This window comes from Streptomyces dryopteridis (assembly GCF_049606955.1).
Classification (GTDB): domain Bacteria; phylum Actinomycetota; class Actinomycetes; order Streptomycetales; family Streptomycetaceae; genus Streptomyces.
This window is the reverse complement of sequence record NZ_CP187113.1, coordinates 1,452,164-1,477,350: the sequence shown is the minus strand read 5'-3', so window position 1 is coordinate 1,477,350 and position 25,187 is coordinate 1,452,164. Positions and strand designations below refer to the sequence as shown.

The 25,187-nt window shown below is 74.1% G+C and carries 25 protein-coding genes; 20 read left to right on the top strand and 5 right to left on the bottom strand.

Annotation, left to right across the window (positions count from 1 at the left end; translation table 11 throughout):
• Window positions 1–25 precede the first annotated feature (25 nt).
• From ACN20G_RS05910 to ACN20G_RS05885, 6 genes are all read left to right on the top strand, one after another.
• Window positions 26–1,027 carry an ABC transporter permease gene (locus tag ACN20G_RS05910; RefSeq protein ID WP_424211659.1) on the top strand — a complete coding sequence of 334 codons (1,002 nt, stop codon included), beginning with the start codon at window positions 26–28 and terminating at the stop codon, window positions 1,025–1,027.
• A gap of 26 nt (window positions 1,028–1,053) precedes the next feature.
• Window positions 1,054–2,115: an ABC transporter ATP-binding protein gene (locus tag ACN20G_RS05905; RefSeq protein ID WP_424215386.1), complete on the top strand. Its 1,062-nt coding sequence runs from the start codon at window positions 1,054–1,056 to the stop codon at window positions 2,113–2,115.
• Complete coding sequence (locus ACN20G_RS05900; protein WP_424215385.1) at window positions 2,085–3,245, top strand: ABC transporter ATP-binding protein; 1,161 nt, start codon at window positions 2,085–2,087, stop codon at window positions 3,243–3,245. The genes ACN20G_RS05905 and ACN20G_RS05900 overlap by 31 nt, the downstream gene beginning before the upstream one ends.
• Before the next feature lie 86 nt (window positions 3,246–3,331).
• The gene (locus tag ACN20G_RS05895; protein WP_424211658.1) at window positions 3,332–4,006 is read left to right on the top strand and encodes a trimeric intracellular cation channel family protein; all 675 of its coding nucleotides are present in this window, start codon (window positions 3,332–3,334) and stop codon (window positions 4,004–4,006) included.
• 39 nt (window positions 4,007–4,045) lie between these two features.
• A complete protein-coding gene (locus ACN20G_RS05890; RefSeq protein ID WP_424211657.1) occupies window positions 4,046–4,909 on the top strand; it encodes a thioesterase family protein in 864 nt (287 codons plus the stop codon).
• Window positions 4,910–4,994: 85 nt separating this feature from the next.
• Window positions 4,995–6,158: a cysteine desulfurase family protein gene (locus tag ACN20G_RS05885; protein WP_424211656.1), complete on the top strand. Its 1,164-nt coding sequence runs from the start codon at window positions 4,995–4,997 to the stop codon at window positions 6,156–6,158.
• Between the two features lie 34 nt (window positions 6,159–6,192).
• Here the strand turns inward: ACN20G_RS05885 and ACN20G_RS05880 are convergent, their stop codons facing one another.
• On the bottom strand, window positions 6,193–6,891 hold the full coding sequence (locus ACN20G_RS05880; protein ID WP_424211655.1) for an N-acetylmuramoyl-L-alanine amidase: 699 nt from the start codon (window positions 6,889–6,891) through the stop codon (window positions 6,193–6,195).
• 68 nt (window positions 6,892–6,959) lie between these two features.
• Between ACN20G_RS05880 and mnmA the strand changes: the two genes are divergently transcribed.
• Window positions 6,960–8,090, top strand: a complete 1,131-nt coding sequence (gene mnmA, locus ACN20G_RS05875; RefSeq protein WP_424211654.1) for a tRNA 2-thiouridine(34) synthase MnmA — start codon at window positions 6,960–6,962, stop codon at window positions 8,088–8,090.
• Window positions 8,091–8,137: 47 nt separating this feature from the next.
• On the opposite strand, the gene ACN20G_RS05870 is transcribed toward mnmA, so the two are convergent.
• Window positions 8,138–9,064 (bottom strand): NADP-dependent oxidoreductase, encoded by a 927-nt coding sequence (locus tag ACN20G_RS05870; RefSeq protein WP_424211653.1) that lies wholly within the window; start codon window positions 9,062–9,064, stop codon window positions 8,138–8,140.
• Window positions 9,065–9,188: 124 nt separating this feature from the next.
• Between ACN20G_RS05870 and ACN20G_RS05865 the strand changes: the two genes are divergently transcribed.
• The 13 genes from ACN20G_RS05865 to ACN20G_RS05805 all read left to right on the top strand — a co-directional run bounded on the left by ACN20G_RS05865 (window position 9,189) and on the right by ACN20G_RS05805 (window position 23,094).
• On the top strand, window positions 9,189–10,253 hold the full coding sequence (locus tag ACN20G_RS05865; RefSeq protein WP_424211652.1) for a GlxA family transcriptional regulator: 1,065 nt from the start codon (window positions 9,189–9,191) through the stop codon (window positions 10,251–10,253).
• A 107-nt stretch (window positions 10,254–10,360) separates the two neighbouring features.
• Window positions 10,361–10,708, top strand: a complete 348-nt coding sequence (locus ACN20G_RS05860) for a DUF1330 domain-containing protein (protein WP_424211651.1) — start codon at window positions 10,361–10,363, stop codon at window positions 10,706–10,708.
• A 52-nt stretch (window positions 10,709–10,760) separates the two neighbouring features.
• A complete protein-coding gene (locus ACN20G_RS05855) occupies window positions 10,761–11,453 on the top strand; it encodes an SDR family oxidoreductase (RefSeq protein WP_424211650.1) in 693 nt (230 codons plus the stop codon).
• Window positions 11,450–12,436, top strand: coding sequence for a methionine synthase (locus ACN20G_RS05850; RefSeq protein WP_424211649.1), 987 nt, complete (start codon window positions 11,450–11,452; stop codon window positions 12,434–12,436). Before ACN20G_RS05855 ends, ACN20G_RS05850 begins: the two co-directional genes overlap by 4 nt.
• Window positions 12,437–12,477: 41 nt before the next feature.
• Entirely contained in the window at window positions 12,478–14,688 is a 2,211-nt protein-coding gene (ligA, locus tag ACN20G_RS05845; RefSeq protein WP_424211648.1) for an NAD-dependent DNA ligase LigA, read from the top strand.
• A 323-nt stretch (window positions 14,689–15,011) separates the two neighbouring features.
• Window positions 15,012–17,204 (top strand): putative bifunctional diguanylate cyclase/phosphodiesterase, encoded by a 2,193-nt coding sequence (locus ACN20G_RS05840; RefSeq protein WP_424211647.1) that lies wholly within the window; start codon window positions 15,012–15,014, stop codon window positions 17,202–17,204.
• Window positions 17,205–17,353: 149 nt separating this feature from the next.
• Complete coding sequence (gene gatC, locus ACN20G_RS05835) at window positions 17,354–17,650, top strand: Asp-tRNA(Asn)/Glu-tRNA(Gln) amidotransferase subunit GatC (RefSeq protein ID WP_424211646.1); 297 nt, start codon at window positions 17,354–17,356, stop codon at window positions 17,648–17,650.
• 5 nt (window positions 17,651–17,655) lie between these two features.
• On the top strand, window positions 17,656–19,149 hold the full coding sequence (gene gatA / locus ACN20G_RS05830; RefSeq protein WP_424211645.1) for an Asp-tRNA(Asn)/Glu-tRNA(Gln) amidotransferase subunit GatA: 1,494 nt from the start codon (window positions 17,656–17,658) through the stop codon (window positions 19,147–19,149).
• A complete protein-coding gene (locus tag ACN20G_RS05825; protein ID WP_424211644.1) occupies window positions 19,146–19,394 on the top strand; it encodes a hypothetical protein in 249 nt (82 codons plus the stop codon). The genes gatA and ACN20G_RS05825 overlap by 4 nt, the downstream gene beginning before the upstream one ends.
• Window positions 19,395–19,410: 16 nt before the next feature.
• The gene (gene gatB, locus ACN20G_RS05820) at window positions 19,411–20,925 is read left to right on the top strand and encodes an Asp-tRNA(Asn)/Glu-tRNA(Gln) amidotransferase subunit GatB (RefSeq protein WP_424211643.1); all 1,515 of its coding nucleotides are present in this window, start codon (window positions 19,411–19,413) and stop codon (window positions 20,923–20,925) included.
• A 118-nt stretch (window positions 20,926–21,043) separates the two neighbouring features.
• Window positions 21,044–21,817: an SDR family NAD(P)-dependent oxidoreductase gene (locus ACN20G_RS05815; RefSeq protein ID WP_424211642.1), complete on the top strand. Its 774-nt coding sequence runs from the start codon at window positions 21,044–21,046 to the stop codon at window positions 21,815–21,817.
• A gap of 24 nt (window positions 21,818–21,841) precedes the next feature.
• Complete coding sequence (locus tag ACN20G_RS05810; protein ID WP_424211641.1) at window positions 21,842–22,201, top strand: MerR family transcriptional regulator; 360 nt, start codon at window positions 21,842–21,844, stop codon at window positions 22,199–22,201.
• A gap of 92 nt (window positions 22,202–22,293) precedes the next feature.
• Window positions 22,294–23,094, top strand: a complete 801-nt coding sequence (locus tag ACN20G_RS05805; RefSeq protein WP_424211640.1) for an alpha/beta fold hydrolase — start codon at window positions 22,294–22,296, stop codon at window positions 23,092–23,094.
• Between the two features lie 14 nt (window positions 23,095–23,108).
• Here ACN20G_RS05805 and ACN20G_RS05800 read toward each other — a convergent pair whose 3' ends face one another.
• The 3 genes from ACN20G_RS05800 to ACN20G_RS05790 form a co-directional block, all read right to left on the bottom strand.
• Complete coding sequence (locus ACN20G_RS05800) at window positions 23,109–23,675, bottom strand: hypothetical protein (protein ID WP_424211639.1); 567 nt, start codon at window positions 23,673–23,675, stop codon at window positions 23,109–23,111.
• Complete coding sequence (locus ACN20G_RS05795) at window positions 23,672–24,211, bottom strand: DinB family protein (protein ID WP_424211638.1); 540 nt, start codon at window positions 24,209–24,211, stop codon at window positions 23,672–23,674. The genes ACN20G_RS05800 and ACN20G_RS05795 overlap by 4 nt, the downstream gene beginning before the upstream one ends.
• Window positions 24,212–24,309: 98 nt before the next feature.
• Window positions 24,310–25,149: a GNAT family N-acetyltransferase gene (locus ACN20G_RS05790; RefSeq protein WP_424211637.1), complete on the bottom strand. Its 840-nt coding sequence runs from the start codon at window positions 25,147–25,149 to the stop codon at window positions 24,310–24,312.
• Between the last annotated feature and the right edge of the window lie 38 nt (window positions 25,150–25,187).

The window sequence follows — 25,187 nt, the reverse complement described above, 5'->3', positions numbered from 1 at the left end:
GGCGCCCGTCCGGCGGCCGACTGCAGTGCTCGTCTACCTCATACGGCGACTGTTCAACGTCGTCGCCACGCTGTTGGTGGTCTCCGTGGTCACCTTCGGCATCTTCTTCGCGGTGCCGAAGATCACCGGCTCCGATCCGGCCCTGATGTACGCCGGTCGCGAGACGAACGAGACGGCCCTGGCGGGCATCCGCGTCAAGATGGGCTTCGACAAGCCGATCTCCGAGCAGTACCTGCTCTTCGTCAAGGGCATCGTGGCCGGTCGCGACTACGACACCGGCAGCGAGGTCACGCACTGCCCGGCCCCCTGCTTCGGGTACTCGTTCAAGAACGAGACCCCGGTGTGGGAGCTGATGCTCGACCGGATCCCCGTCACCCTCTCGCTGGCCCTGGGCGCGGCGGTCATCTGGGTGATCGCGGGCGTGGCCACCGGCGTGATCTCGGCCCTCAAACGCCGGACCATGATCGACCGCACCGTGATGGTCGGCGCCCTCGCGGGCGTCTCGCTGCCCATCTTCTTCACCGGCATGGTGGCCCCGGCCATCTTCGTCTACGGCCTGGGCTGGCTGGAGGTCTCGGACTACCGTCCGCTGAGCGAGGATCCGGCGGCCTGGCTCAACAGCCTGATCCTGCCGTGGGTGACCCTCGCCTTCCTGTTCGCCGCGACCTACGCGCGCATCACCCGGGCCACGATGCTGGAGGTGATGGGGGAGGACTACATCCGCACGGCGCGGGCCAAGGGCCTCACCGAGGGCGTGGTCATCCGCAAGCACGCGCTGCGCTCCACCCTCACCCCGATCGTCACCATGTTCGGCCTGGACCTCGGCGGCCTCCTCGGCGGCGCGGTGCTGACCGAGACCACGTTCAACTTCCAGGGCCTGGGCACGGCGGCCGTGGCCGCGATCAGCGCCGGCGACCTGCCGGTGATCATGGGCGTGACCCTCTTCGCCGCGTTCTTCGTGGTGGCCGCCAACCTGATCGTGGACATGCTGTACGCCGTCATCGACCCGCGCGTGAGGCTCTCGTGACCGACAACCCGACCCCGCCCCCGTTCGTGCCCGCGCAGGGCGGCGACGCCGACGGGCGGGCCTTCCTCTCCGTCCGTGACCTCAAGGTGCACTTCCCCACCGACGACGGCCTGGTGAAGTCCGTCGACGGGCTCTCCTTCGACCTGGAGCGCGGCCGGACCCTCGGCATCGTGGGCGAGTCCGGCTCCGGCAAGTCGGTGACCTCGCTGGCCGTGATGGGCCTGCACCGGGCCGGGCAGGTCCGCAACCGGCCGCGGATCTCCGGGGAGGTGCTGCTCGACGGGCAGGACCTGGTCACCGCCGACCCGGACGCGGTGCGCCGGCTGCGCGGCCGCAAGATGGCCATGGTCTTCCAGGACCCGCTGTCTGCGATGCACCCGTACTACTCGGTGGGCCACCAGATCGTGGAGGCGTACCGCACCCACCACGACGTGGACAAGAAGACGGCCCGCAAGCGCGCGGTGGAGATGCTCGACCGGGTCGGCATCCCCGAGCCCGGCAAGCGCGTGGACGCCTACCCGCACGAGTTCTCCGGCGGCATGCGCCAGCGCGCGATGATCGCGATGGCGCTGGTCAACAACCCCGAGCTGCTGATCGCCGACGAGCCGACCACCGCCCTCGACGTGACGGTGCAGGCCCAGATCCTCGACCTGATCCGGGACCTCCAGCGCGAGTTCGGCTCCGCCGTCATCATGATCACCCACGACCTCGGGGTGGTCGCCGAGATGGCCGACGACATCCTCGTGATGTACGGCGGCCGGTGCGTGGAGCGCGGCACCGCCGAGAAGGTGTTCTACGAGCCCCGGCACCCCTACACCTGGGGGCTGCTCGGCTCGATGCCCCGGATCGACCGCGAACAGACCGAGCGGCTGATCCCGGTCAAGGGCTCCCCGCCCAGCCTCATCAACATCCCGAGCGGCTGCGCCTTCAACCCCCGCTGCCCCTACGCCGACCTGCCGGAGGGGAACGTGACCCGCACCGAGCGGCCCGCGCTGGCCGAGACCGAGACCGGGCACTGGTCGGCATGCCACATGGACGCCGGGCAGCGGACCCGGATCTGGACCGAAGAGATTGCGCCGAAGCTGTGAGCGAGTCCCCGGAGTTTTCCAAGGGCGCCGAGAGCGCCGAGAGCGCCGAGAGCGCCGCGCGCGGCGAGACCGCGACCGCCGAGCCGCTGCTGCGGGTGACCGGCCTGGTCAAGCACTTCCCGATCACCAAGGGCCTGCTGCGCCGGCAGGCGGGCGCGGTCAAGGCCGTGGACGGCATCGACTTCGACGTGCGGCGCGGCGAGACCCTGGGCGTGGTGGGGGAGTCCGGCTGCGGCAAGTCGACCATGGGCCGGCTGATCACGCGGCTGCTGGAGCCCACCGGCGGCACCGTCGAGTTCGAGGGCCGGGACATCACCCACCTCGGGGTCGCCGGGATGCGCCCGCTGCGCCGCGACATCCAGATGATCTTCCAGGACCCGTACGGGTCGCTGAACCCCCGGCACACCGTCGGCACCATCGTCGGCGCGCCGTTCAGGCTCCAGGGGGTGAACCCCGAGGGCGGGCTGAAGGCCGAGGTGCAGCGGCTGCTGTCGCTGGTCGGCCTGAGCCCCGAGCACTACAACCGCTACCCGCACGAGTTCTCCGGCGGGCAGCGCCAGCGCATCGGCATCGCGCGGGCCCTGGCCCTCAAGCCGAAGCTGGTGGTGGCCGACGAGCCGGTCTCCGCGCTGGACGTGTCGATCCAGGCGCAGGTGGTGAACCTGCTGGACGACCTCCAGGAGGAGCTCGGCCTGACCTACGTGATCATCGCGCACGACCTGTCGGTGATCCGGCACGTCTCGGACCGGATCGCGGTGATGTACCTCGGCAAGATCGTGGAGCTGACCGACCGCACCTCGCTCTACACCTCGCCCATGCACCCGTACACCAACGCGCTGCTGTCGGCCGTGCCGGTGCCCGACCCGCGCCGGCGGGGCGCCAAGAGCGGCCGGATCCTGCTCAAGGGCGACGTGCCCTCGCCCATCGCCCCGCCGCCCGGCTGCCGCTTCCACACCCGCTGCTGGAAGGCCACGGAGGTCTGCGGCACCCAGGACCCGCCGCTGCTCACGCTGAAGCCGGGGCACCAGGTGGCCTGCCACCACCCGGAGAACGCCGAGGGCCTCACCCCGGCCGAACCGGCCGCCGCGGCCGCGCCCGGCGCCGCGCCGAAGGCGTCCGCCGAGGACTGACCCGGCGGCCCCCGGACCTCGGGGCCCGGACGCGACCCCCACCGCGCCCGGGCCCCGAGCCCCGTCCGGGCGCGGCACAATGAGGCGTGCTCCACGATCTCTTCCCGCCCGAAATCCAGTACGCGCTGGACCTCGCGGGCATCTTCGTCTTCGCCCTCTCCGGCGCGCTGCTCGCCGTCCGCAAGAACTTCGACGTGTTCGGTATCGCCGTGCTCGCGCTGGTCACGGCGCTGGGCGGCGGTCTCTTCCGCGACCTGGTGATCGGCGCGGTGCCGCCGGCGGCCTTCGCCGAGCTCGGCTTCTTCGTGACCCCGCTGATCGCGGCCCTGATCGTGTTCTTCCTCCACCCCGAGGTGCAGCGGATCAACCGGGCCATCAACGTGCTGGACGCGGCGGGCCTGGGGCTGTTCTGCGTCACCGGCACCACGAAGGCGTACGAGTACGGGCTCGGGCTGACCGCGTCGGCCACCCTGGGGCTGGCCACGGCGGTGGGCGGGGGCGTGCTGCGCGACGTGCTGGTCAACGAGGTGCCCTCGCTGCTGCGGGACCGCGAGATGTACGCCGTGCCGGCGGTCGTGGGGGCCGCGATGGTCGCCGTCTTCCTCGCCTTCGACGCCCTGAACGCGTACACGAGCGGCCTGGCGGTGGTCACCACCTTCGTGCTGCGGCTGCTGGCCATGACCTACCACTGGCGGGCCCCGCTGGCGTGGAACCGGAGGTCGGCGGTGACGGAGCGGGAGGCGCAGGAGGCCGAGCTCTGAAAGCTACCGCTCAGTAGCCTGTCGGTGTACCGTCGGACCATGTCTCACGCAGCCATGGCCGCCTCCATCGGCGACAGCGAATTCGACCGCGACACCGCCCTCACCCCGCGCGCGGACGAACCCGGCGTGTACGACGCCCACCTCTCGGCGGGCTGGACGATCATCTCCGCCGTCAACGGCGGCTACCTGCTCGCCCTCGTCGGCCGCGCCCTCTCCCTCGCGCTGCCGCACCCCGACCCGTTCACGGTATCGGCCCACTACCTCACCTCCTCCACCCCCGGCCCCGCCGTCGTGCGCACCACCCTCGTGCGCGCAGGCAACACCCTCAGCACCGGCCAGGCATCGCTGTACCAGTTCGACGAGGACGGCCACGAGGTCGAGCGGATCCGCGTCCTCGCCTCCTACGGAGCCCTGGACGCGCTCTCCGACGAGGTGCGCACCAGCGCCCGGCCGCCCGCCGTCACCCCCTACGCGGAGTGCTTCAGCGCCGACGCCGGCCCTTCGCCCGTCCCCGGCAGCTCCGCCATCGTCGACCGGCTGAGCCTGCGGCTGGACCCGAACACCGCCGGCTGGGCCCTGGGCGCGCCCTCCGGCAAGGGCGAGATGCGGGCCTGGTTCGAGTTCGCCGACGGCCGCGACGCCGACCCGCTCTCGCTGCTGCTCGTCGTGGACGCCCTCCCGCCCACCTCCTTCGACCTCGGACTGATGGGCTGGACCCCCACCGTCGAGCTCACCACCCACGTCCGCTGCCGACCCGCCCCCGGACCGCTGCGGGTCTCGATCACCACCCGCAACCTCGCCGGCGGCTTCCTGGAAGAGGACGCCGAGGTCTGGGACAGCGCCGACCGACTCGTGGCCCAGTCCCGACAACTGGCCCGCGCCCCGCGCCCGCCGCGCCCCTGAGCCCACGCCCTGCCGGCCCCGGTCGATCCGCCCTCGACCGGGGCCGGGCGGGCGGCGCCCCGGGCACCCGTAGAATCGGGGCACCATGGTCTACCTCGATCACGCCGCCACCACCCCGATGCTGCCGGAGGCCGTCGCGGCGATGACCGCCCGGTTCGCCGAGACGGGCAACGCCTCCTCCCTCCACGCCGCCGGCCGGCGCGCCCGCCGAGCCGTCGAGGAGGCCCGCGAAAGCCTCGCCGAGGCCCTCGGCGCCCGCCCCAGCGAGGTCGTGTTCACCGCCGGCGGCACCGAGGCCGACAACCTCGCGGTCAAGGGCCTCTACTGGGCTCGCCGCGCCGCCGATCCCGCCCGCACCCGGGTCCTGGCCTGCCCCGTCGAGCACCACGCCGTCCTCGACGCCGTGCACTGGCTCGCCGAACACGAGGGCGCCCGGGTCGAGTACCTGCCCGTGGACCACCACGGCCGGGTGCACCCCGAGGCGCTGCGCGAGGCCATCGCCCGCGACCCCGCCTCCGTCGCACTGGTCACCGTGATGTGGGCCAACAACGAGATCGGCACCGTCATGCCGATCGCCGAACTCACCGCCGTCGCCGCCGAGCACGGCGTCCCCGTCCACTCCGACGCCGTCCAGGCATTCGGCCAGCTCGACGTGGACTTCGCCGCCTCCGGCCTGGCCGCCATGACCGTCAGCGCCCACAAGGTCGGCGGCCCCTACGGGGTCGGCGCCCTGCTGCTCGGCCGCGACCAGAGCCCCGTGCCGATCCTGCACGGCGGCGGCCAGGAACGGCACGTGCGCTCCGGCACCCTCGACGTGCCCGCCATCGCCGCCTTCGCCGTCGCCGGCGCGCTGGCCGCCCGCCGCCGCGCCGCGTTCGCCGCCGAGGTCGGGGCCCTGCGCGACACCCTGATCGCCGCCGTCCGCGAGGCCGTGCCCGACGCCGTCCTCGGCGGGGACCCCGTCGACCGGCTCCCCGCCAACGCCCACTTCGCCTTCCCCGGCTGCGAGGGCGACTCCCTGCTGCTGCTCCTGGACGCCCAGGGCATCGAGTGCTCCACCGGCTCCGCGTGCACCGCCGGCATCGCCCAGCCCAGCCACGTGCTCCTGGCCACCGGCACCGACCCCGAGCTGGCCCGGGGCACCCTGCGGTTCTCCCTCGGGCACACCTCCACCGCCGAGGACGTGGCCGCCGTGGCCGCCGCCATCGGCCCCGCCGTGGCCCGCGCCCGCTCCGCCGGTCTGGTCTGAGCCCACCCCGAGAACCCCGGGCGGGTCGACGCGCTCAGCGTGCCGAGGCCCCCGGGGACGGCTCGGCCAGGGCCCGGCGCACCAGCTCCAGGTACCGGTCCCAATCCCAGTGCGGCCCCGGATCGGTGTGGTCGGCGCCCGGCACCTCCGAGTGCCCCAGGAAATGCCGCCGGTCCACCGGTATCCCGTAGCGCCGGCAGATCCCGGCCGCCAGCCGCGCCGAGGCCGCGTACATCCGCGGGGTGAAGTCCTGCGGCCGGTCCACGAAGCCCACGTGCTCGATGCCCACGCTGCGCTCGTTGACCTGCCGGTTGTTCGCGTGGAACGCCACGTCCAGCTCCCGCACCAACTGCACCACCCGGCCGTCCTGGGCCACGATGTAGTGCGCCGACGCCTTGTGCAGCGGATTGCGGAACGCGTCCACCGACCCCTGCAGGCCACCCTGGGTCACGTGCACCACGATCCGGTCCACCGTGTAGTCCGCCGGCCGGTCCGCCCGGCGCCAGTTCGCCGGCGAGGCCGCCGTCCACACCGCCCCCGCGTGGTCCAGCTCACCCTCCTTGCGCGGCCGGTCCACCCCGGGCAGGGCCCACCACAGCCGCCCGATCTCGTCCCGGCCCCACACCGCCGCGCCCCCGACCAGCGCGAGCGCCCCGAGCAGCACCACCCGCCGCCCCGTGCGCCGCTTCGGCCCCGACCCCGGGCCGGCCGCCGTGTCCTCTTCCGCGCCCATGCGCTCACCCCCCGACGATCACAACGCGCTGTGAGCCCGACCGGTTCCCCCGTACCCTGGAAGGCGCTATGACTGACACCCTGCCGCGCACCACCCGCCCCCTCCGCGTCCTGGCCGCCATGTCCGGCGGCGTGGACTCCGCCGTCGCCGCCGCCCGCGCCGCCGAGGCCGGCCACGACGTGACCGGCGTGCACCTCGCGCTCTCCGCCAACCCCCAGTCCTTCCGCACCGGAGCCCGGGGCTGTTGCACCATCGAGGACTCGCGGGACGCCCGTCGCGCGGCCGACGTCATCGGCATCCCCTTCTACGTCTGGGACCTCGCCGACCGCTTCCGCGAGGACGTCGTGGAGGACTTCGTCGCCGAGTACCAGGCCGGCCGCACCCCCAACCCGTGCCTGCGCTGCAACGAGAAGATCAAGTTCGCGGCCCTCCTCGACAAGGCCCTCGCCCTCGGCTTCGACGCCGTCTGCACCGGCCACTACGCCACCGTCGTCGAGAACCCCGACGGCACCCGCGCCCTGCACCGCGCCTCCGACGCCGCCAAGGACCAGTCCTACGTGCTCGGCGTCCTCGACGAACGCCAGCTCGCGCACGCCCTCTTCCCGCTCGGCGACACCCTCACCACCAAGGGCGAGATCCGGGCCGAGGCCGAACGGCGCGGCCTGGCCGTGGCCAAGAAGCCCGACAGCCACGACATCTGCTTCATCGCCGACGGCGACACCCAGGGCTTCCTCGCCCGCCGCCTGGGCACGGCCGAGGGGGACATCGTCGACGAGGCCGGCAACCGCCTCGGCGGCCACGACGGCGCGTACGGGTTCACCATCGGCCAGCGCAAGGGCCTGCGGATCGGACACCCCGCCGACGACGGCAAGCCCCGCTACGTCCTCGACATCTCCCCGGTCACCAACACCGTCACCGTCGGCCCCGTCGAATCCCTCGACATCGGCGCCCTCACCGCCATCCGCCCCCGCTGGTGCGGCCCGGCCCCCACCGGCCCCGCCGACTACACCGCCCAGCTGCGGGCGCACGGCGGGGAGACCCCGGTGCGGGCCGAGATGGTCGACGGGGAACTGCGGGTGGACTTCGCCGAACCCGTGCGCGGGGTCGCCCCCGGCCAGGCCATCGTCCTCTACGACGGCACCCGCGTGGTCGGCTCCGCCACCATCGCGGGCACCACCCGGGCCGCCGCCACCGTCTAACCCGTCCGGCCCGTCTCGTTTCGGCCCGACGGCGGGGCGGGGTCGGTTCAGGACACGCTCAGCACGAGCTTGCCCGTCACCCGGCCCCGCTCGCCGATCTCGTGCGCCTTCGGGGCCTGCGCGAGCGGCAGCACCTCCTCGACCACCGGCCGCAGCCGGCCCGCGTCCACCAGCGCCGTCAGCTCCCGCAGCCCCAGGCCGTCGGGCTCCACCAGCACCCACTGGGCCGTGACCCCGGCCGGTACCGTCGCCGGCACCGCGTCCGGGCCCGGCAGCACGATCAGTCGGCCGCCCGGCCGCAGCACCCGCAGGGACCGCTCGGCGTTCTCCCCGCCGATCGCGTCCAGCACCACGTCCACCGGCGCCACGACCTCCTCGAAGCGCACCGCGCGGTGGTCCACCACCTCGTCCGCGCCCAGCTCCCGCACCAGCCCGTGCTTGCCCGCGCTCGCCGTCCCGATCACGTACGCCCCGCGCGCCTTCGCGATCTGCACCGCGAGGTGCCCCACCCCGCCGGCCGCCGCGTGCACCAGCACCCGGGTCCCGGGACCCACCCCGGCCGTGTCCACCAGCGCCTGCCACGCGGTCAGCCCGGCCAGCGGCAGGGCCGCCGCCGCCACGTGATCCAGGCCGGCGGGCTTCGGCGCGAACTGCCGCGCCGGCCCCACCACGTACTCGGCGTACGCGCCCGCCTGCGCCGGGAACGAGGGCATCCCGAAGACCTCGTCGCCCGGCCGGAGGTGCCCCACGCCCGGACCGACCGCCTCCACCACCCCGGACACGTCCCAGCCCACCGCCGGGACCGGCCCCCAGGAGATCAGCCCGCCGGAGGCCCGGGTCTTCCAGTCCACCGGGTTCACCCCGGCCGCCCGCACCCGCACCAGCACCTCGTTCAGCCCCGGCTCCGGGCGCGCCACCTCGCGCTCCACCAGGTGCTCCGGACCGCCCCACTCGTTCACGACCATCGCGCGCATCGTCGCCGCCTCGTCTCTCGTCCCGTCCTCGCCGCCGGGTCCCTCCCGACGGCACACCCCAATCTCGCCCCGGACGAGGCCGCCCGGTGTTGGCCGGACGGCCATCATCTGTCAGGATCCGGCCATGGACGATCCCTGGCGCGACGCGACCGACCCCGAGCATCCGCAGGACCCGGACGCCCCCCGACGACACCGGGTCGCCGTCCTGGCCCTGCCCGGCTTCCCGCCCTTCGAGCTGGGCATCCCCTCCCGGGTCCTCGGCAGCGCCCTGGACGAACGGGGCCGGCCGCTCTACCGGGTGGTCGTCTGCACCGTCGACGGCGGCCCCGTCCGCAGCGACGCCGGGTTCACCCTCCAGCCGGAGGCCGGCCCCGAGGCCCTCGAAACCGCCGAGACCGTGATCATCCCGCCCACCCACGCGATGCCCGAGCTGCTCGACGGCGCCCCCCTGCCCCCCGAGGTCGCCGCCGCCGTCGCCCGCATCCGCCCCGGCACCCGCCTGGTCTCCATCTGCAGCGGCTCCAACGTGCTCGCCGCCGCCGGCCTCCTCGACGGCCGCCCCGCCACCACCCACTGGAACCTGGCCCCCCACTTCCGGCGCACCTACCCCCGCGTCGCCCTCGACGAGGAGGTGCTGTTCGTGGACGACGGCGACCTGCTCACCTCCGCCGGCGTCGCCTCCGGCCTCGACCTGTGCCTGCACCTGATCCGCCGCGACCACGGCACCGCCGTCACCAACCGGGCCGCCCGCATCTGCGTCGTGCCGCCCTGGCGCGACGGCGGCCAGTCCCAGTACATCGACCGGCCGGTCCCCGAACCCACCGTCGCCACCACCACCGCCACCCGCGCCTGGGCCCTGGAACACCTCGGCGAAGCCCTGGGCCTGGCCGAACTCGCCGGCCACGCCCGGATGAGCCAACGGACCTTCACCCGCCGCTTCCGCGACGAGACCGGCATGACCCCCGGCCAATGGCTCACCGCCCAACGCCTCGACCTGGCCCGCCACCTCCTGGAGACCAGCGACCTGCCCGTGGACCTCGTCGCCCACCGCGCCGGCTTCGGCTCCGCCGCCTCCCTGCGCGCCCACATGCGCACCACCCTGGGCACCTCGCCCGTCGCCTACCGCCGCGCCTTCCGCCCCGCCGAGGACCCCGCGCCCGAGCACCGGAACCGCCCGCTGTCCGCATGACCTCCCGGGTAATCGCGGGCGCCCGCCGACCCCGGCAGGATCGTGTCCACGACGACGGCGGCCCGCACCGCCGGCCCCGCCCGCGCCCTGCCCGACAGGAGACCACCGTGACCGCCTACGCCATCGCCCACCTCACCCCCGGCACCCTCACCGAGGAGGTCTTCGTCTACATCGAGCGGATGCAGGCCACCCTCGACCCCTTCCAGGGCCGCTTCCTCGTCCACGGCGTCCGCCCCGAGGTCCTCGAAGGCCCCTGGGACGGCGACATCGTCCTCATCGGCTTCCCCGACATCGAGGCCGCCCGCGCCTGGTACGCGAGCGAGGGGTACCAGCGGATCCTGCCGCTGCGCACGAAGAACATCCCCTGCACCGTCGCCCTCCTGCCCGGCGTCCCCGAGGGCTACGACCCGGCCGCCACCGCCGCCGCGATGCGCGCCGCGACCACCACCGGCTGAGCCCCGCCCACGGGCGCGGCCGGGCCCGTGGGCGGGTGCGAGCATAGGGACCATGCCCACTCACCTGATCACCGGCGCCGGCTCCGGCATCGGCGCCGCCGTCGCCGCCCGCCTGCACGCCCGCGGCGACCAGCTCATCCTCCTCGCTCGCGACGCGGCCCGCGGCAAGGAGCTCACCGCCCGCCACCCCGGCAGCCGCGCCCTCGTCGCCGACCTCGCCGACCCCGACCGGATCTCCTGGGCCCTCTCCCACCAGGCCCTGCCCGACCGGCTCGACAGCCTCCTGCACGTGGCGGGCGTCGTCGACCTCGGGCCCGTCGGCGAACTGCGGCCCAAGACCTGGCACCAGCAGCTCAACACCAACCTCGTCGCCCCCGCCGAACTGACCCGGCTGCTGCTGCCCTCCCTGCGCGCCGCCAAGGGGCACGTGGTCTTCGTCAACTCCGGCGCGGGCCTGGCCGCCCACGCCGACTGGTCCGCCTACGCCGCCTCCAAGCACGGGCTCAAGGCCCTCGCCGACTCCCTGCGCCACGAGGAACGCCCCCACGGCATGCGGGTGACCAGCGTCTACCCCGGCCGCACCGCCACCCCCATGCAGGCCAAGGTCCGCTCCCAGGAGGGCGAGGGCTACGACCCGACCGACTGGATCGACCCCGAATCCGTGGCCACCACCATCGTGATGGCCGTGGACCTGCCCCGGGACGCCGAGGTCAACGACCTCACCGTCCGCCCGGGCGCCCGATGAGCCCGCGCGGGGCCACGGGCGTCGGCTCGCTGCCCGGCGGCGACGCCCGCGAGGCCGCCAAGACCGTCGTCGGCAGCTTCGAGACCTACCCCCACCTGCCCGAACTGCCCGCCCGCGGACCCGGCGCCGACATGATCGGCCGCACCCTCGGCCTCCTCGTCGACCTGTACGGGCACGTGGAGCCCAGCGGCTGGCGGATCTCCGACCGGCCCGGCCGCGACACCCGCCGCGCCCGCTCCTGGCTCGGCGAGGACCTCGACGCGCTGGAGGAGTTCACCCAGGGCTACGAGGGCCCCCTCAAGGTGCAGGCCGTCGGCCCCTGGACCCTGGCCGCCGCCCTCGAACTGCACGGCGGCGAGGCATTCCTGCGCGACCCCGGCGCCTGCCGCGACCTCGCCGGCTCGCTGGCCGAGGGCCTGCGCGGCCACCTCGCGGAGGTCGCCAAGCGGATCCCGGGCGCCGAGATCGTCCTCCAGCTCGACGAACCCTCGCTGACCGCCGTCCTCACCGGCCGGGTCCGCACCGCCAGCGACTATCGGACCTACCGGGCCGTGGACCGGCAGGTGGTCGAGGCGACCCTGCGCGAGCTGCGCGGGATCCACGACGGGGAGACCGTCCTCCACTCGTGCGCCCCCGACGTGCCCTTCGCCCTGCTGCGCCGCGCCGGATTCGACGCAATCTCCCTCGACTTCTCGCTGCTCACGGAGCGCGAGGACGACGCCATCGGCGAGAGCGTCGAATCCGGGGTGCGGCTGTACGCGGGAATCGTGCCCACCACCGACGGGGCATTGTCCGACCCGGGCGGTAGCGTCATGCCGGTCAGGAAGCTCTGGCGCAGGTTGGGACTGTCCCCGGGGATCCTCGCGGACTCCGTCGTGCTCACCCCCGCCTGCGGCCTGGCGGGCGCCTCGCCCGGGTACGCGCGTGCGGCCCTGGCGCAGTGCGTCAAGGCGGCGAGATCCCTCGCCGACAACCCTGAGTGACGGATGAACGGTCCCGACGGACCCACGGGAGGACACGGCAGATGGCAGCCGAACAGCAGGACACGACCGTACCGGCGGCCGTGCGCGAGCAGCACGCGGCGCTCGCCGAACAGGTGGAGGAGCACCGCTTCCGCTACTACGTCAACGACCGGCCGGTGGTCAGCGACGCCGAGTTCGACGTGCTCCTGCGCTCCCTGGAGGCCCTGGAGGAGCGGTACCCCGAACTGCGCACCCCCGACTCGCCGACCCAGAAGGTGGCCGGGAGCTACGTCACCGACTTCGCCTCGGTCGCCCACCGCGAGCGGATGCTGTCCCTGGACAACGCCTTCGAGGACGAGGAACTCGCCGCCTGGGCCGACCGGGTGGCCCGCGACGTGGGCACCCCGGACTTCCACTACCTGTGCGAGCTGAAGGTCGACGGCACCGCCGTCAACCTCACCTACGAACGCGGCCGGCTCGTGCGCGGCGCGACCCGGGGCGACGGGCGCACCGGCGAGGACGTCACGGCCAACGTGCGCACCATCGCCGGGGTGCCGGACCGGCTCGCCGGGGACCGGATCCCCGAACTGGTCGAGGTGCGCGGCGAGGTCTACTTCCCGATGGAGGAGTTCGAGGCGCTCAACGCCCGGCTCGTGGAGGCCGGCGACAAGCCCTTCGCCAACCCGCGCAACGCCTCCTCCGGCTCCCTGCGCCAGAAGGACCCCAAGGTCACCGCGAGCCGACCGCTGCGCATGGTGGTGCACGGGCTCGGCGCCCGCGAGGGCTTCGACATCGACCGCCTCGGCCACGCCTACGAGCTGCTGCGCGAATGGGGCCTGCCCACGGCCCGCCACAACAAGGTGGTCGGCAGCCTCGCCGAGGTCCGCGAGTTCATCACCCACTTCGGCGAGAACCGGCACTCCGTGGAGCACGAGATCGACGGGGTCGTCGTCAAGCTCGACGAGATCCCCCTCCAGGGCAGACTCGGCTCCACCGCCCGCGCCCCCCGCTGGGCCATTGCGTGGAAGTTCCCGCCCGAGGAGGTCAACTCCAAGCTGATCGACATCAAGGTCGGCGTCGGGCGCACCGGCCGGGTCACCCCCTACGCCCAGGTGGAACCGGTCACCGTGGCCGGCTCCGAGGTGGAGTTCGCGACCCTGCACAACCAGGAGGTCGTCAAGGCCAAGGGCGTGCTCATCGGCGACACCGTCGTGCTCCGCAAGGCCGGCGACGTGATCCCCGAGATCCTCGGCCCCGTGGTCGACCTGCGCGACGGCACCGAACGCGAGTTCGTCATGCCCGCCGACTGCCCCGAGTGCGGCACCCCCCTGCGCGCCATGAAGGAGGGGGACATCGACCTGCGCTGCCCCAACGCGCAGACCTGCCCCGCCCAGTTGCGCGAACGCCTCTTCTACCTCGTCGGCCGGCAGAGCCTGGACGTGGAGAACTTCGGCAAGGTGGCCGCCGCCGCCCTCACCGCGCCCCTGGAGCCCGCCGAACCCCCGCTGCTCGACGAGGGCGACCTCTTCGACCTCACCATCGAGCGACTGCTGCCGATCAAGGCGTACGTGCTCGACCCGGACAGCGGACTGCCCAAGCGGGACCCGAAGACCGGCGAGGAGAAGATCGTCACCGTCTTCGCCAACCAGAACGGCGAACCCCGCAAGAACGCCCTGGCCATGCTGGAGAACCTGGCCGCCGCCAAGGACCGGCCGCTGGCCCGGATCCTCAACGGCCTCTCCATCCGGCACGTGGGCCCGGTGGCCGCCGCCGCCCTCGCCCGCGAGTTCCGCTCCATCGACCGCATCGACGCGGCCACCGAGGAGGAACTCGCCGCCACCGAAGGGGTCGGCGCCATCATCGCCGCCTCCGTCAAGGAATGGTTCGCGGTGGACTGGCACCGCGAGATCCTCCGCAAGTGGCGGGCCGCCGGGGTCCGCGTCGAAGAGGAGGAGACGGAGGAGGACAGCGGGCCGCGCCCGTTGGAGGGCCTCACCGTCGTGGTCACCGGCACCCTGGCCCGGCACACCCGGGACGGGGCCAAGGAGGCCCTGCAGAGCCGCGGCGCCAAGGTGACCGGCTCGGTCTCCAAGAAGACCTCGTTCGTGGTGGTCGGCGACAACCCCGGCTCCAAGTACGACAAGGCCGTGCAGCTGAAGCTCGCGATCCTCGACGACGACGGCTTCGACGTGCTGTTGGAACGCGGCCCCGAAGCCGCCCGCGAGGTCGCCCAACCCCTCGAACAGCCACTCGCGGAGGACGCCGCCGAGTGAGCCCCGGGGCGGGGGAGTTCGGCGCCGGAGCGGAGAACGGCCGGTACCCGCCTGTACCACGACCGAAACCCTGTCGGATCATCTGACGGGTGATCGCAGGGTCTTGGGGCCGACTCACCCCATCGGCGGATACCGTACTGATGAGGATGGCCGGGTCGGGATCGGGCAACCGCCCCCGACCGCTGCCCCGGGACACCGGTCGCGGCCTACTGTGGTGACGGGGGTCGCCGTCGTGCCCGGTCACGTCGGCCCTCCTCGGCCGTGACGCCCCGACACCGGATCCGTCACGAGGCATCGGCTCCGCCGGCTGTGAGAGGGACGGTATGAAGCCCAAAGAGAGTGCCGCCCCCACGGGCCGGCGCGGACCGAGGCCCGCCGCGCGCCGAGAGCGGTCGGGCGCCCCGCCCCGCCCCGGCGAGGAACCCTCCCGCCCCGGCCTGCGCGCCTCCGGGGTCCTGCCGTACGCGACCGTCACCCTGGCCGCCGCCCTCCTCGGCCTCGGCGTCGCCCACGCCGTCGGCTCCGGCCACGCCCTGTTCCCGGCCGGCGCCCCCGGCTGGGGCCTCGCCCTGCTCACCGGCGTCATCGTCGGCCACCTCGTGGCCCTGGGCCGCGACCGCTGGTGGGGCGGGACCGGCTCCGGCTCCGCCCTCACCCTCGGCGTCCTCCTCCTCTACGGCTGGATACCGGCGACCCTGGTCTCCCTGGCCGTGGTCCTCCTCGTCGGCGCGGCCCGCCGACACCGCTGGCGCCAAGGACTGCTGTACGGCTCCGTCGACGTCCTCGGCATCGCCGCCGGCGCCCTCGTGCTCGTCCTCTTCGGCGACGCCCCCAGCGTGGAGCGGCCCTGGACCTTCCGCGACTGGTCCCCCGCGACCGTCCCCGAGGTGATCCTCGCCGCCCTCGCCTACCTCGCCCTCACCCGGCTGCTGCTGTGGGCGGCCGTCGCCCCCACCTCCGGCGGCGTGCCCACCGCCACCCGCACCGCCCTGGTCCGCCAGGCCCTCGTGGCCGGCGCCCTGCTGGGCCTGGCCCCCCTGATCAGCGTGATCGCCGTGGCCATGCCGATCCTGCTGCCGCTGTTCGCCGTGCCCCTGATCGCCCTCGACTCCACCCTGTGGATCGCCCGCGCCCGCGCCGAGGAACAGCTCAAGGACCCCCTCACCGGGCTCCCCAACCGCCAATGGCTGCTGGAGCGGGCCTGGAGCGCCCTCGACCAGGCCGAGGACCTCGGCACCCGCGCCGCCCTCGTCCTGATCGACCTCGACCGGTTCCGCGCCGTCAACGACACCCTCGGGCACCTCGCCGGCGACCGGCTGCTGCTCCAGATCGCCGACCGGCTCCGCCAGGCCCTGCCGCCCGACGCCGAGGCCGCCCGACTCGGCGGCGACGAGTTCGCCGTCCTCCTCCCGCTCGCCGACTCCACCACCAGCGCCCAGCGCGTGGCCCGACAACTGGTCTCCGCCCTCGGCTCCCCCCTCGACCTCGACGGGCTCACCCTCGTCCTGGAGGCCAGCGCGGGCCTCGCCGTCTTCCCCGACCACGCCCTCGACGCCGAGGGCCTGCTCCGCCGGGCCGACGTGGCCATGTACCAGGCCAAACGCGACCGCACCGGGGTGGAGGTCTACGAGTCCAAACGCGACAGCAACACCCCCGACCGGCTCGGCCTCCTCGGCGACCTGCGCCGCTCCCTGGACGCCGGCGAGGTGGAACTGCACTACCAGCCCAAGGTCCGCTTCGACGGGCAGGTCGCCGGCCTGGAGGCCCTGGTCCGCTGGGTGCACCCCGAACGCGGCCGGGTCCCCCCGGACGAGTTCATCGCCATCGCCGAGTCCTCCGGGCTGATGCCGCACCTCACCGAGTACGTGCTGGAGACCGCCCTGGCCCAGGTGGCGCGCTGGCGCGCCCAGGGCCTGAAGGTGCCCGTCGCCGTCAACGTCTCCCCGCGCGACGTGCACACCCCCGGGTTCGCGGGGGCCGTGGCCGCCCGCCTCGCCCGGCACGGGGTGCCCGCCGGGGCCCTGCAACTGGAGATCACCGAGCACGTGCTGCTGGAGGACCCGCAGCGGGCCGCCGACACCATGGCCGGGTTGACCGGGCACGGGGTGAAGATGTCCCTGGACGACTTCGGCACCGGCTACTCCTCCCTCGTCCACCTGCGCCGGCTCCCGGTCAGCGAACTGAAGATCGACCGCTCCTTCGTGGCCCGGCTCGCCGTGGACCCCCAGGACGCCGAGATCGTCCGCTGCACCCTGGACCTCGCCCACTCCCTGGGCCTGCTCGTCGTCGCCGAGGGCGTGGAGGACGACGAGACCTGGGAGCGGCTGCGGGACCTGGGCTGCGACGCCGTGCAGGGCTGGCTCGTGGCCGCCGCCATGCCGCCCGCCGAGGCCACCGCCTGGCTGCTGGCCCGGGGCGAACGCGGCTGGCGCAGGCCCTCCGAGGAGGCCGCCGAGGCGGCCGGCGCCCCCGGCACCGGCGGGGTCGCCGAACTCTCCCCGGCCCCCCGGACCTGACCGGGAGGGCCGCCGGGCGGGCGGCCGGGGGCGGGTGATCGCGGGCGGGCGGAGGCGGACGGGGGAAACCGTTTCACGCCCTCCTCCGCCCGCCCCCTAGGATTGAGCGGAAAACACCCACTCGCTCACCACCCTCAGAGGATCGCTGCATGCCTGGCATCACGCGCGAGGAGGTCGCCCACCTCGCTCGGCTGGCGCGTCTGGAGCTGAAGCCCGCGGAGCTCGAACACTTCGCCGGTCAGCTCGACGACATCATCGGCGCGGTCGCCCGCGTCTCCGAGGTCGCCGACCAAGACGTCCCGCCGACCTCCCACCCGCTCCCGCTGACCAACGTCATGCGCGCGGACGAGGTCCGTCCCTCGCTCACCCCCGAGCAGGCGCTGTCCGGCGCGCCCGCGCAGGAGCAGCAGCGTTTCAAGGTGCCGCAGATCCTGGGGGAGGACTAACACCCATGACCGACATCATCCGGCTCACCGCCGCCGAGACCGCCGCCAAGATCGCCTCCGGCGAGCTCACGGCCGTCGAGGTCACCGAAGCCCACCTGGCCCGCGTCGAGGCCGTGGACGAGAAGGTGCACGCCTTCCTCCACGTGGACCGCGAGGGCGCCCTCGCGCAGGCCCGCGCCGTCGACGCCAAGCGCGCCGCCGGCGAGAAGCTGGGCCCGCTGGCCGGCGTCCCGCTCGCCCTCAAGGACATCTTCACCACCATCGGGGTCCCGACCACCGTGGGCTCGAAGATCCTCGAAGGCTGGATCCCGCCCTACGACGCCACCCTGACGCGCAAGCTGAAGGAAGCCGACGTCGTCATCCTCGGCAAGACCAACATGGACGAGTTCGCCATGGGGTCCTCCACCGAGAACAGCGCCTACGGGCCCACCGGCAACCCGTGGGACCTCACCCGCATCCCCGGCGGCTCCGGTGGCGGCTCCTCCGCCGCCCTGGCCTCCTTCCAGGCCCCGCTGGCCATCGGCACCGACACCGGCGGCTCCATCCGGCAGCCCGCCGCCGTCACCGCCACCGTGGGCGTCAAGCCCACCTACGGCTCGGTCTCCCGCTACGGCATGGTGGCCTTCTCCTCCTCCCTCGACCAGGGCGGCCCCTGCGCCCGCACGGTCCTGGACGCGGCCCTGCTGCACGAGGTGATCGCCGGCCACGACCCGCTCGACTCCACCTCCATCGACGCCCCGGTCCCGCCGGTGGTCGAGGCGGCCCGCAACGGGTCCGTCGCGGGGATGCGCGTCGGCGTCGTCAAGCAGTTCGCCGGCGAGGGCTACCAGGCCGGCGTCGTGCAGCGGTTCAACGAGTCGGTGGAGCTGCTCAAGGAGCTCGGCGCCGAGATCGTCGAACTCGACTGCCCCTCCTTCGACCTCGCGATGGCCGCGTACTACCTGATCGCGCCGTCCGAGGCATCGTCCAACCTGGCCCGCTTCGACGCCATGCGCTACGGCCTGCGCGTCGGCGACGACGGCACCAAGTCCGCCGAGGACGTCACCGCCCTCACCCGTGAGGCCGGCTTCGGCGACGAGGTCAAGCGCCGCATCATCCTCGGCACGTACGCGCTCAGCTCCGGCTACTACGACGCGTACTACGGCTCGGCCCAGAAGGTCCGCACGCTCATCACGCAGGACTTCGAGAAGTCCTTCGAGCGGGTCGACGTGATCGTCTCCCCGACGACCCCGACCACCGCGTTCCCCATCGGCGAGCGGACCGACGACCCGCTCGCGATGTACCTCGCGGACCTGTGCACCATCCCGACCAACCTGGCCGGCAACGCCGCCATGTCGCTGCCCTGCGGCCTGGCGCCGGAGGACGGCCTCCCGGTCGGGCTGCAGATCATCGCCCCGGCGATGAAGGACGACCGGCTGTACAAGGTCGGTGCCGCCGTCGAGGCCGCCTTCGTCGAGCGCTGGGGTCACCCGCTGCTGGAGGAGGCACCGTCCCTGTGAGCACCAAGAGCGCACTGTCCAAGGCCAAGGGCTTCAAGAAGTCGAAGTCCGGCACCTACCTGTCGATCGGCACCACCGCCTTCGGCGCGATCAGCGTGATCAAGCAGGCCCGCAAGGCCCGCACCGACAACGACACGCTTCAGCTCGTCGACGCCGTCGTGTCCGCCGCCGCCATCGTCACCGGCCTCGCGATCCTGTACCGCGAGCTGAAGCGCCTGGGCGACGACGACGTCCTGCTGGGCTGAGAGGGAAAGTTTCACCGTGACCACCTTCACCGAACTGCTGTCGTACGAGGACGCCCTCGCGTCGTACGACCCCGTCATGGGCCTTGAGGTCCATGTCGAGCTGGGCACGCGGACCAAGATGTTCTGCGGCTGTTCCACCGAGCTGGGCGCCGAGCCCAACTCGCAGACCTGCCCCACCTGCCTCGGCCTGCCCGGCTCGCTGCCGGTCGTCAACGCGATCGGCGTCGAGTCCGCGATCAAGATCGGCCTCGCGCTGAACTGCGAGATCGCCGAGTGGTGCCGGTTCGCCCGGAAGAACTACTTCTATCCGGACATGCCGAAGAACTTCCAGACCTCCCAGTACGACGAGCCGATCGCCTTCAACGGTTACCTCGACGTGCAGCTGGAGGACGGCGAGGTCTTCCGCGTCGAGATCGAGCGCGCCCACATGGAGGAGGACACCGGCAAGTCGACGCACGTCGGCGGTGCCACCGGCCGCATCCACGGCGCCTCCCACTCGCTGCTGGACTACAACCGCGCCGGCATCCCCCTCATCGAGATCGTCACCAAGCCGATCGAGGGCGCCGGCGAGCGGGCCCCCGAGGTCGCCAAGGCGTACGTGGCGGAGCTGCGCGAGGTCATCAAGGCCCTCGACGTCTCCGAGGCCCGGATGGACAAGGGCCAGATGCGCTGCGACGTGAACCTGTCGCTGCGCCCGCACGGCACCGAGACCTTCGGCACCCGCAGCGAGACCAAGAACGTGAACTCGCTGCGTTCGGTCGAGCGCGCGGCCCGCTTCGAGATCCAGCGCCACGCGGCGGTGCTCTCCTCCGGCGGCAGCATCGTGCAGGAGACCCGGCACTTCCACGAGGAGGACGGCTCCACCACGGCCGGCCGCATCAAGGACAACGCCGAGGACTACCGCTACTTCCCCGAGCCCGACCTGGTGCCCGTGGCGCCGGCCCGGGAGTGGGTGGAGGAGCTGCGCGGGGGCCTGCCCGAGATGCCGCGCGTGCGTCGCAACCGGCTCCGCGAGGAGTGGGGCGTGAACGAGCACGACATGCAGTCGATCCTCAACGCGGGCGCCGTGGACTCCATCGTCGCCACCATCGAGGCCGGCGCCGACTCGACCGCCGCCCGCAAGTGGTGGATGGGCGAGCTGGCCCGCAATGCCAACGAGCAGGGCGTCGTCGTCGACGAGCTGCCCATCACCCCGGCCGACGTGGCGCGGGTCGCGGCGCTGGTCGCCGAGGGCGCGCTCAACGACAAGCTGGCCCGCCAGGTCATCGAGGGCGTGCTGGCCGGCGAGGGCACCCCGGACGAGGTCGTCGACAAGCGCGGCCTGAAGGTGGTCTCCGACGACGGCGCGCTCGGCACCGCCGTGGACGAGGCCATCGCGGGCAACGCCGGCATCGCCGACAAGATCCGCGGCGGCAAGGTCGCGGCGGTCGGCGCGCTGGTCGGCGCCGTCATGAAGGCGACGCGCGGGCAGGCCGACGCGGCCCGCGTGAAGGAACTGATCCTGGAACGCCTGGGCGTCTCCGAGGGCTGATCCGCGCCACGCGCACCCGAGGGCGGTGCCCCGGTCCGAGAGGGCCGGGGCACCGCCCTCTTCGCGTGCCCGCCGGCGCTTGACCCTGACACCGGTGACAGGGTTCGAGCATGGGGCCATGAACGAGAACGAGCGTGTGCACGAGGGCCGGCCGGCCCGGGTGGTCGTGGTGACGGGCGGCGGGACCGGCATCGGGCGGGCCACCGCGCGGGCCTTCGCCGAGGCGGGGGAGCGGGTGCTGGTCCTCGGCCGGCGTCCCGGACCGCTCACCGAGACGGCCGCCGGACACCCGCGGATCGACACCCTCGCGCTGGACGTGACGGCGACGGACGGGCCCGCGCGGGTGGCGGCGGCGGTCGGGGAGCGGTACGGCCGGTGGGACGTGCTGGTCAACAACGCGGGCGTGGTGCGGGCCGGGGCCCTGGGCGGGATCGGGGCGACCGGGGTGGCCGAACAACTCGCGACGAACCTGGTGGCCCCCGTGCTGCTCACCCAGGCCGCGCTGCCGCTGTTGGAGCGGTCGCCGGCCGCGGTGGTGGTGAACCTGAGCACGGCGGTGGCCGGCCGGGCCTGGCCGGGCTCCTCGGTGTACGCGGCCACGAAGGCGGCCCTGGAGACGCTGACCCGCAGCTGGGCGGTGGAACTCGCGCCCCGGGGGGTGCGGGTGGTGGGGGTGGCGCCGGGCGCGGTGGACACCCCGATCGGCGAGCACCAGGGGCTCGGGCCGCGACGGATGGCGGAGGTCCGGGCCTGGCAGCTCGCGCGCACCCCGCTGGGGCGGATCGGGCGGCCGGAGGAAGTGGCGGGCGCGGTGCGGTGGTTGGCGGAGCCCGGGGCCTCGTTCGTGACGGGTGCGATCCTGGCGGTGGACGGGGGCGCGGTGGTCGCCTGAGCGGTGGAGCGTGGGGGTGGGGCGGTGCGGATCGGTGAGGTGGCGCGGCGCGCGGGGGTGTCGGTGCGGTCCTTGCGGCACTACGAGGCGGCCGGGTTGATCGAGTCGACGCGGGAGGCCAACGGCTACCGCGACTACGGTCCGGCGACGCTCGCGCGGGTGGCCAACATCCGGGCGCTGTTGGGGGTGGGGTTGACGCTGGACGACGTGCGGGTGTTCCTGCCCTGCCTGGACGGGGACGTGTTCGGGGCGGCGGCGGGTCCCGGGGGGCCGTCGGCGGCGGGGGTGCGGGTGGCGCGGGAGCGGCTCGCGGTGCTGGACGCGCGGATCGCGGCGCAGTCGGCGGTGCGGGAGCGCCTGGCGCGGGCGTTGGGGGAGGGGTAGGGGGCGCAGATTTTTGTAGCGGTCGATACGAAAAGGCGTTAGGGTTCTTTTCGTAGCGACCGCTACAAGAGTGTGGAGTGGAGGGGGACGTCATGGTCGAGGCCGAGGTGGCGGTGCGCGCGGGGTACGCGCGGACGGTGCGGACCGGGAGTGGCGGGCCGGGGCTGCTGCTCGCGCACGGCGGCGGCGGTTCGGTCGAGGCCAACTACGGTCCGGTGCTCGAGGAGTTGGCCCGCGAGTTCAGCGTGGTGGCCGTGGACTACCCGGGCACCGGGGGCACCCCGAGGTCCGAGCGACCGCTCGCGCTCGACGAACTCGCGGACGAACTCGTGGCCGCCGCCGACGCCGAGGGCCTGGAGACCTTCGCGGTGCACGGCTATTCGCTCGGCGGGAACGTCGCGTTGCGCCTCGCCGCCCGCTACCCGGAGCGGGTCACGGCCCTCGTGCTCAGTGCCTCCTTCGTGCGCGCCGACGCCCGCTTGGACGCGATCGCCGAACTGTGGCGGGTGTTCGCGCGGCGCGGGGAATGGGCCGCGCTGTCCAGGCTGTTGACGCCCCTGGTGCTGGGCGAACCCACGCTGGGGAGGCTGTCGGCGGCGGAGCTCGCGGCCGTGCAGGAGGCCACGGCCGGCTCCTTCCCGCCCGGGGCCGGGGACCACGCGGCGCTGGTGCGCGGCGCGGACCTGCGGTCGGAGGCGGCCGGGGTGCGGGTGCCGACGCTCGTGATCGTGACCACCGAGGACGAGCTCGCGCAGCCCGCGCTGCAACGGGAGTTGGCGGCGGCCGTGCCGGGTGCGAAGGTCGCCGAACTGGCGACCGGACACCTGCCGTTCGCGACGGCGCCGGCCCGATGGGCCGCGCTGATCGCCGACTTCCTGCGGACGGCGGTCTGAACCGACGCCCCGGGCTACCGACGCCCGTGCGGGGGCCGGCCGCCCGGGGCCTCCACCAGGCCGGGCAGCACCTCCACGCGCAGGGCCCGCGCCGTCACCACCACGCTGCCCCCGTCGTCGCAGCTCAGGACCGTGCGCACGAGGTCGGGCAGGGGCGCCGCGCCCTCGGGGGCGGGGGAGAAGACCAGGTCCGAGGGGACCCGCAGGACGGCGGACGCGCACAGCCGTGGCACGGAGGCGCCGGCCCCCGGGTGCGGGCGGGTCACGCGGAACTCGCGCACCCCGGTCAGCGCGAGCCGTACCCGGGGGCGTTCGGAGTCGAGCCCGAGGGTGACGAGGGCCTCGGACTCCGGGCCGAACCCGTCGAAGGTCACGCCGGCCAGCCGGTGCCCCACGCAGCCCCGCAGCAGGTCCTCGGCGCGGGCCTGGTCCGGGTCCGGGCCGGGGACGGGACCGGGCGCGGAGCCGGGGTGGGGTCCGGGCGGAGGGGCGAGCAGAGTGAACGTTTCGCCGCGCGGCTCGCCGCCGTCACCGGACCCGCGCCCGCGCCCACCGACGGCCCCGGCCCCGGCCCCGGTCACGCGCCGACCGCTCCGTCGACGGCCTCGCGCACCAGGTCCGCGTGACCGTTGTGCCGGGCGTACTCCAGGGTCACGTGCAGCAGGACCGCCCGCACCGAGACCGGCCCGCCCCAGCGCGGCACGTCCACCGTCTCGTCCCAGGAGCCGAGCCGCGCCGCGACCTCCCGGGAGTGCGCCACCTCGGCCCGCCAGGCCGCGTACGCCTCCACCGGATCGGCCCCGGCCGCCTCGTAGGCGGCCTGGAAATCGCGGCTGTCGGACCACAGGTGCCCGACCTCCTCGTCGCCGCCCAGCACCCGCCGGAACCACTGGCGCTCCACCTCGCCCAGGTGCCGCAGCAGCCCCAGCAGGCTCAGCGTGGAGGGCGGGCTCGCGGGGCGTCGCAACTGCTCCGCCGTCAACCCCGAGCACTTCAGCTCCAGGGTCGCGCGCTGGAAGTCCAGGAAGCCGAGGAGCGTGGTCGGCTCGTCGGCGACGAGGGGCGGCGCGACCCGCTCCGGGCTGGGAACGGGCCGGGGCCGCGAGGTTTCGGTCATGATCGCATCCTGCCCCGGAACGGTCCCGGGGGAAAGACGGGCCCCCAAGTCGCCGCCCGCCCCGCCGTCCGGTCGCCGCCCCGCCGCCGCCCCGCCGGTCAGGGGGCCGTCGGGGCCGTCCACTCGTACGGGGTCGTCGTCCCCAGCACCGCGAAGCCCAGCCGCTGGAGGATCGGCCGCGAGTCCTCCGACGCGTCCACCTGCAACCACTCCACCCCGCGCGCCGCCGCGATCCGCGCCCGATGCGCGATCAGCGAGCGGTAGATCCCCCGACCCCGCCAGTCGGGATGGGTGCCGCCGCCCCACAGGCCCGCGAAGCCCGTGCCCTCCCGCAGTTCCATCCGCGCCCCGCACACCGGCAGCTCCCCGGCCATGGCCACCACCACGACCAGGTGCTCCGGATCGGTCTCCAGCCGGTGCCGGACCTCCGCCATCAGCGCGGGCCGCACCCGTCCGAACGCGGCCTCGTGGGCCCGCGCCAGCAGGTCCACGTCCCCCGGTGAGGTGATCTCCCGCAGGGTCACCCCGGCCGGCGGCGGGGCCTCGCCCACCTCGTCCAGCACCCGTTCCACCGCGCCCATCAGCACCGTCTCCCGGGTGTCGGCCACGAAACCGGCGGCCGACAGGCGCGCGCCCAGGTCGGCCGGCCCGTCGTGCCCGTAGGTCTTCCACTCGTACTCGGCGAGCCCCAGCTCCCGGCAGCGGGCCAGTTCGCCGGCGATCGCGGCGTCCGCGCCCGCCTCGTCCAGATCGGACCACAGCACCCCCGACCAGCCCTCGCCCGGCGCGGCCACCTGGCGCACCACCCGGCCGTCGGCGGAGGTCTCGATCCGGGCACCCGGTGAATCGGGCACGGCCTCGCGGCGGATCTCGCGGTCGAAGCGGGCGCGGAGCGCGGCGAGGCCCTCGGGCCCCGGCGTCGTGTTCTCGTTTCTCATCCCGCCCAGGGGACCAGGGTCGGACGGGCCCGGCAACC

What these genes read in the sequence shown, in the direction of transcription:
- ACN20G_RS05890 (WP_424211657.1), top strand. Translation starts at nt 4,046, where the DNA reads ATGTCTCACGCAGCCATGGCCGCCTCCATCGGCGACAGCGAATTCGAC.
- ACN20G_RS05885 (WP_424211656.1), top strand. Translation starts at nt 4,995, where the DNA reads ATGGTCTACCTCGATCACGCCGCCACCACCCCGATGCTGCCGGAGGCC.
- ACN20G_RS05880 (WP_424211655.1), bottom strand. Translation starts at nt 6,891, where the DNA reads ATGGGCGCGGAAGAGGACACGGCGGCCGGCCCGGGGTCGGGGCCGAAG.
- mnmA (WP_424211654.1), top strand. Translation starts at nt 6,960, where the DNA reads ATGACTGACACCCTGCCGCGCACCACCCGCCCCCTCCGCGTCCTGGCC.
- ACN20G_RS05870 (WP_424211653.1), bottom strand. Translation starts at nt 9,064, where the DNA reads ATGCGCGCGATGGTCGTGAACGAGTGGGGCGGTCCGGAGCACCTGGTG.
- ACN20G_RS05865 (WP_424211652.1), top strand. Translation starts at nt 9,189, where the DNA reads ATGGACGATCCCTGGCGCGACGCGACCGACCCCGAGCATCCGCAGGAC.
- ACN20G_RS05855 (WP_424211650.1), top strand. Translation starts at nt 10,761, where the DNA reads ATGCCCACTCACCTGATCACCGGCGCCGGCTCCGGCATCGGCGCCGCC.
- ACN20G_RS05850 (WP_424211649.1), top strand. Translation starts at nt 11,450, where the DNA reads ATGAGCCCGCGCGGGGCCACGGGCGTCGGCTCGCTGCCCGGCGGCGAC.
- ligA (WP_424211648.1), top strand. Translation starts at nt 12,478, where the DNA reads ATGGCAGCCGAACAGCAGGACACGACCGTACCGGCGGCCGTGCGCGAG.
- ACN20G_RS05840 (WP_424211647.1), top strand. Translation starts at nt 15,012, where the DNA reads ATGAAGCCCAAAGAGAGTGCCGCCCCCACGGGCCGGCGCGGACCGAGG.
- gatC (WP_424211646.1), top strand. Translation starts at nt 17,354, where the DNA reads ATGCCTGGCATCACGCGCGAGGAGGTCGCCCACCTCGCTCGGCTGGCG.
- gatA (WP_424211645.1), top strand. Translation starts at nt 17,656, where the DNA reads ATGACCGACATCATCCGGCTCACCGCCGCCGAGACCGCCGCCAAGATC.
- ACN20G_RS05815 (WP_424211642.1), top strand. Translation starts at nt 21,044, where the DNA reads ATGAACGAGAACGAGCGTGTGCACGAGGGCCGGCCGGCCCGGGTGGTC.
- ACN20G_RS05805 (WP_424211640.1), top strand. Translation starts at nt 22,294, where the DNA reads ATGGTCGAGGCCGAGGTGGCGGTGCGCGCGGGGTACGCGCGGACGGTG.
- ACN20G_RS05795 (WP_424211638.1), bottom strand. Translation starts at nt 24,211, where the DNA reads ATGACCGAAACCTCGCGGCCCCGGCCCGTTCCCAGCCCGGAGCGGGTC.
- ACN20G_RS05790 (WP_424211637.1), bottom strand. Translation starts at nt 25,149, where the DNA reads ATGAGAAACGAGAACACGACGCCGGGGCCCGAGGGCCTCGCCGCGCTC.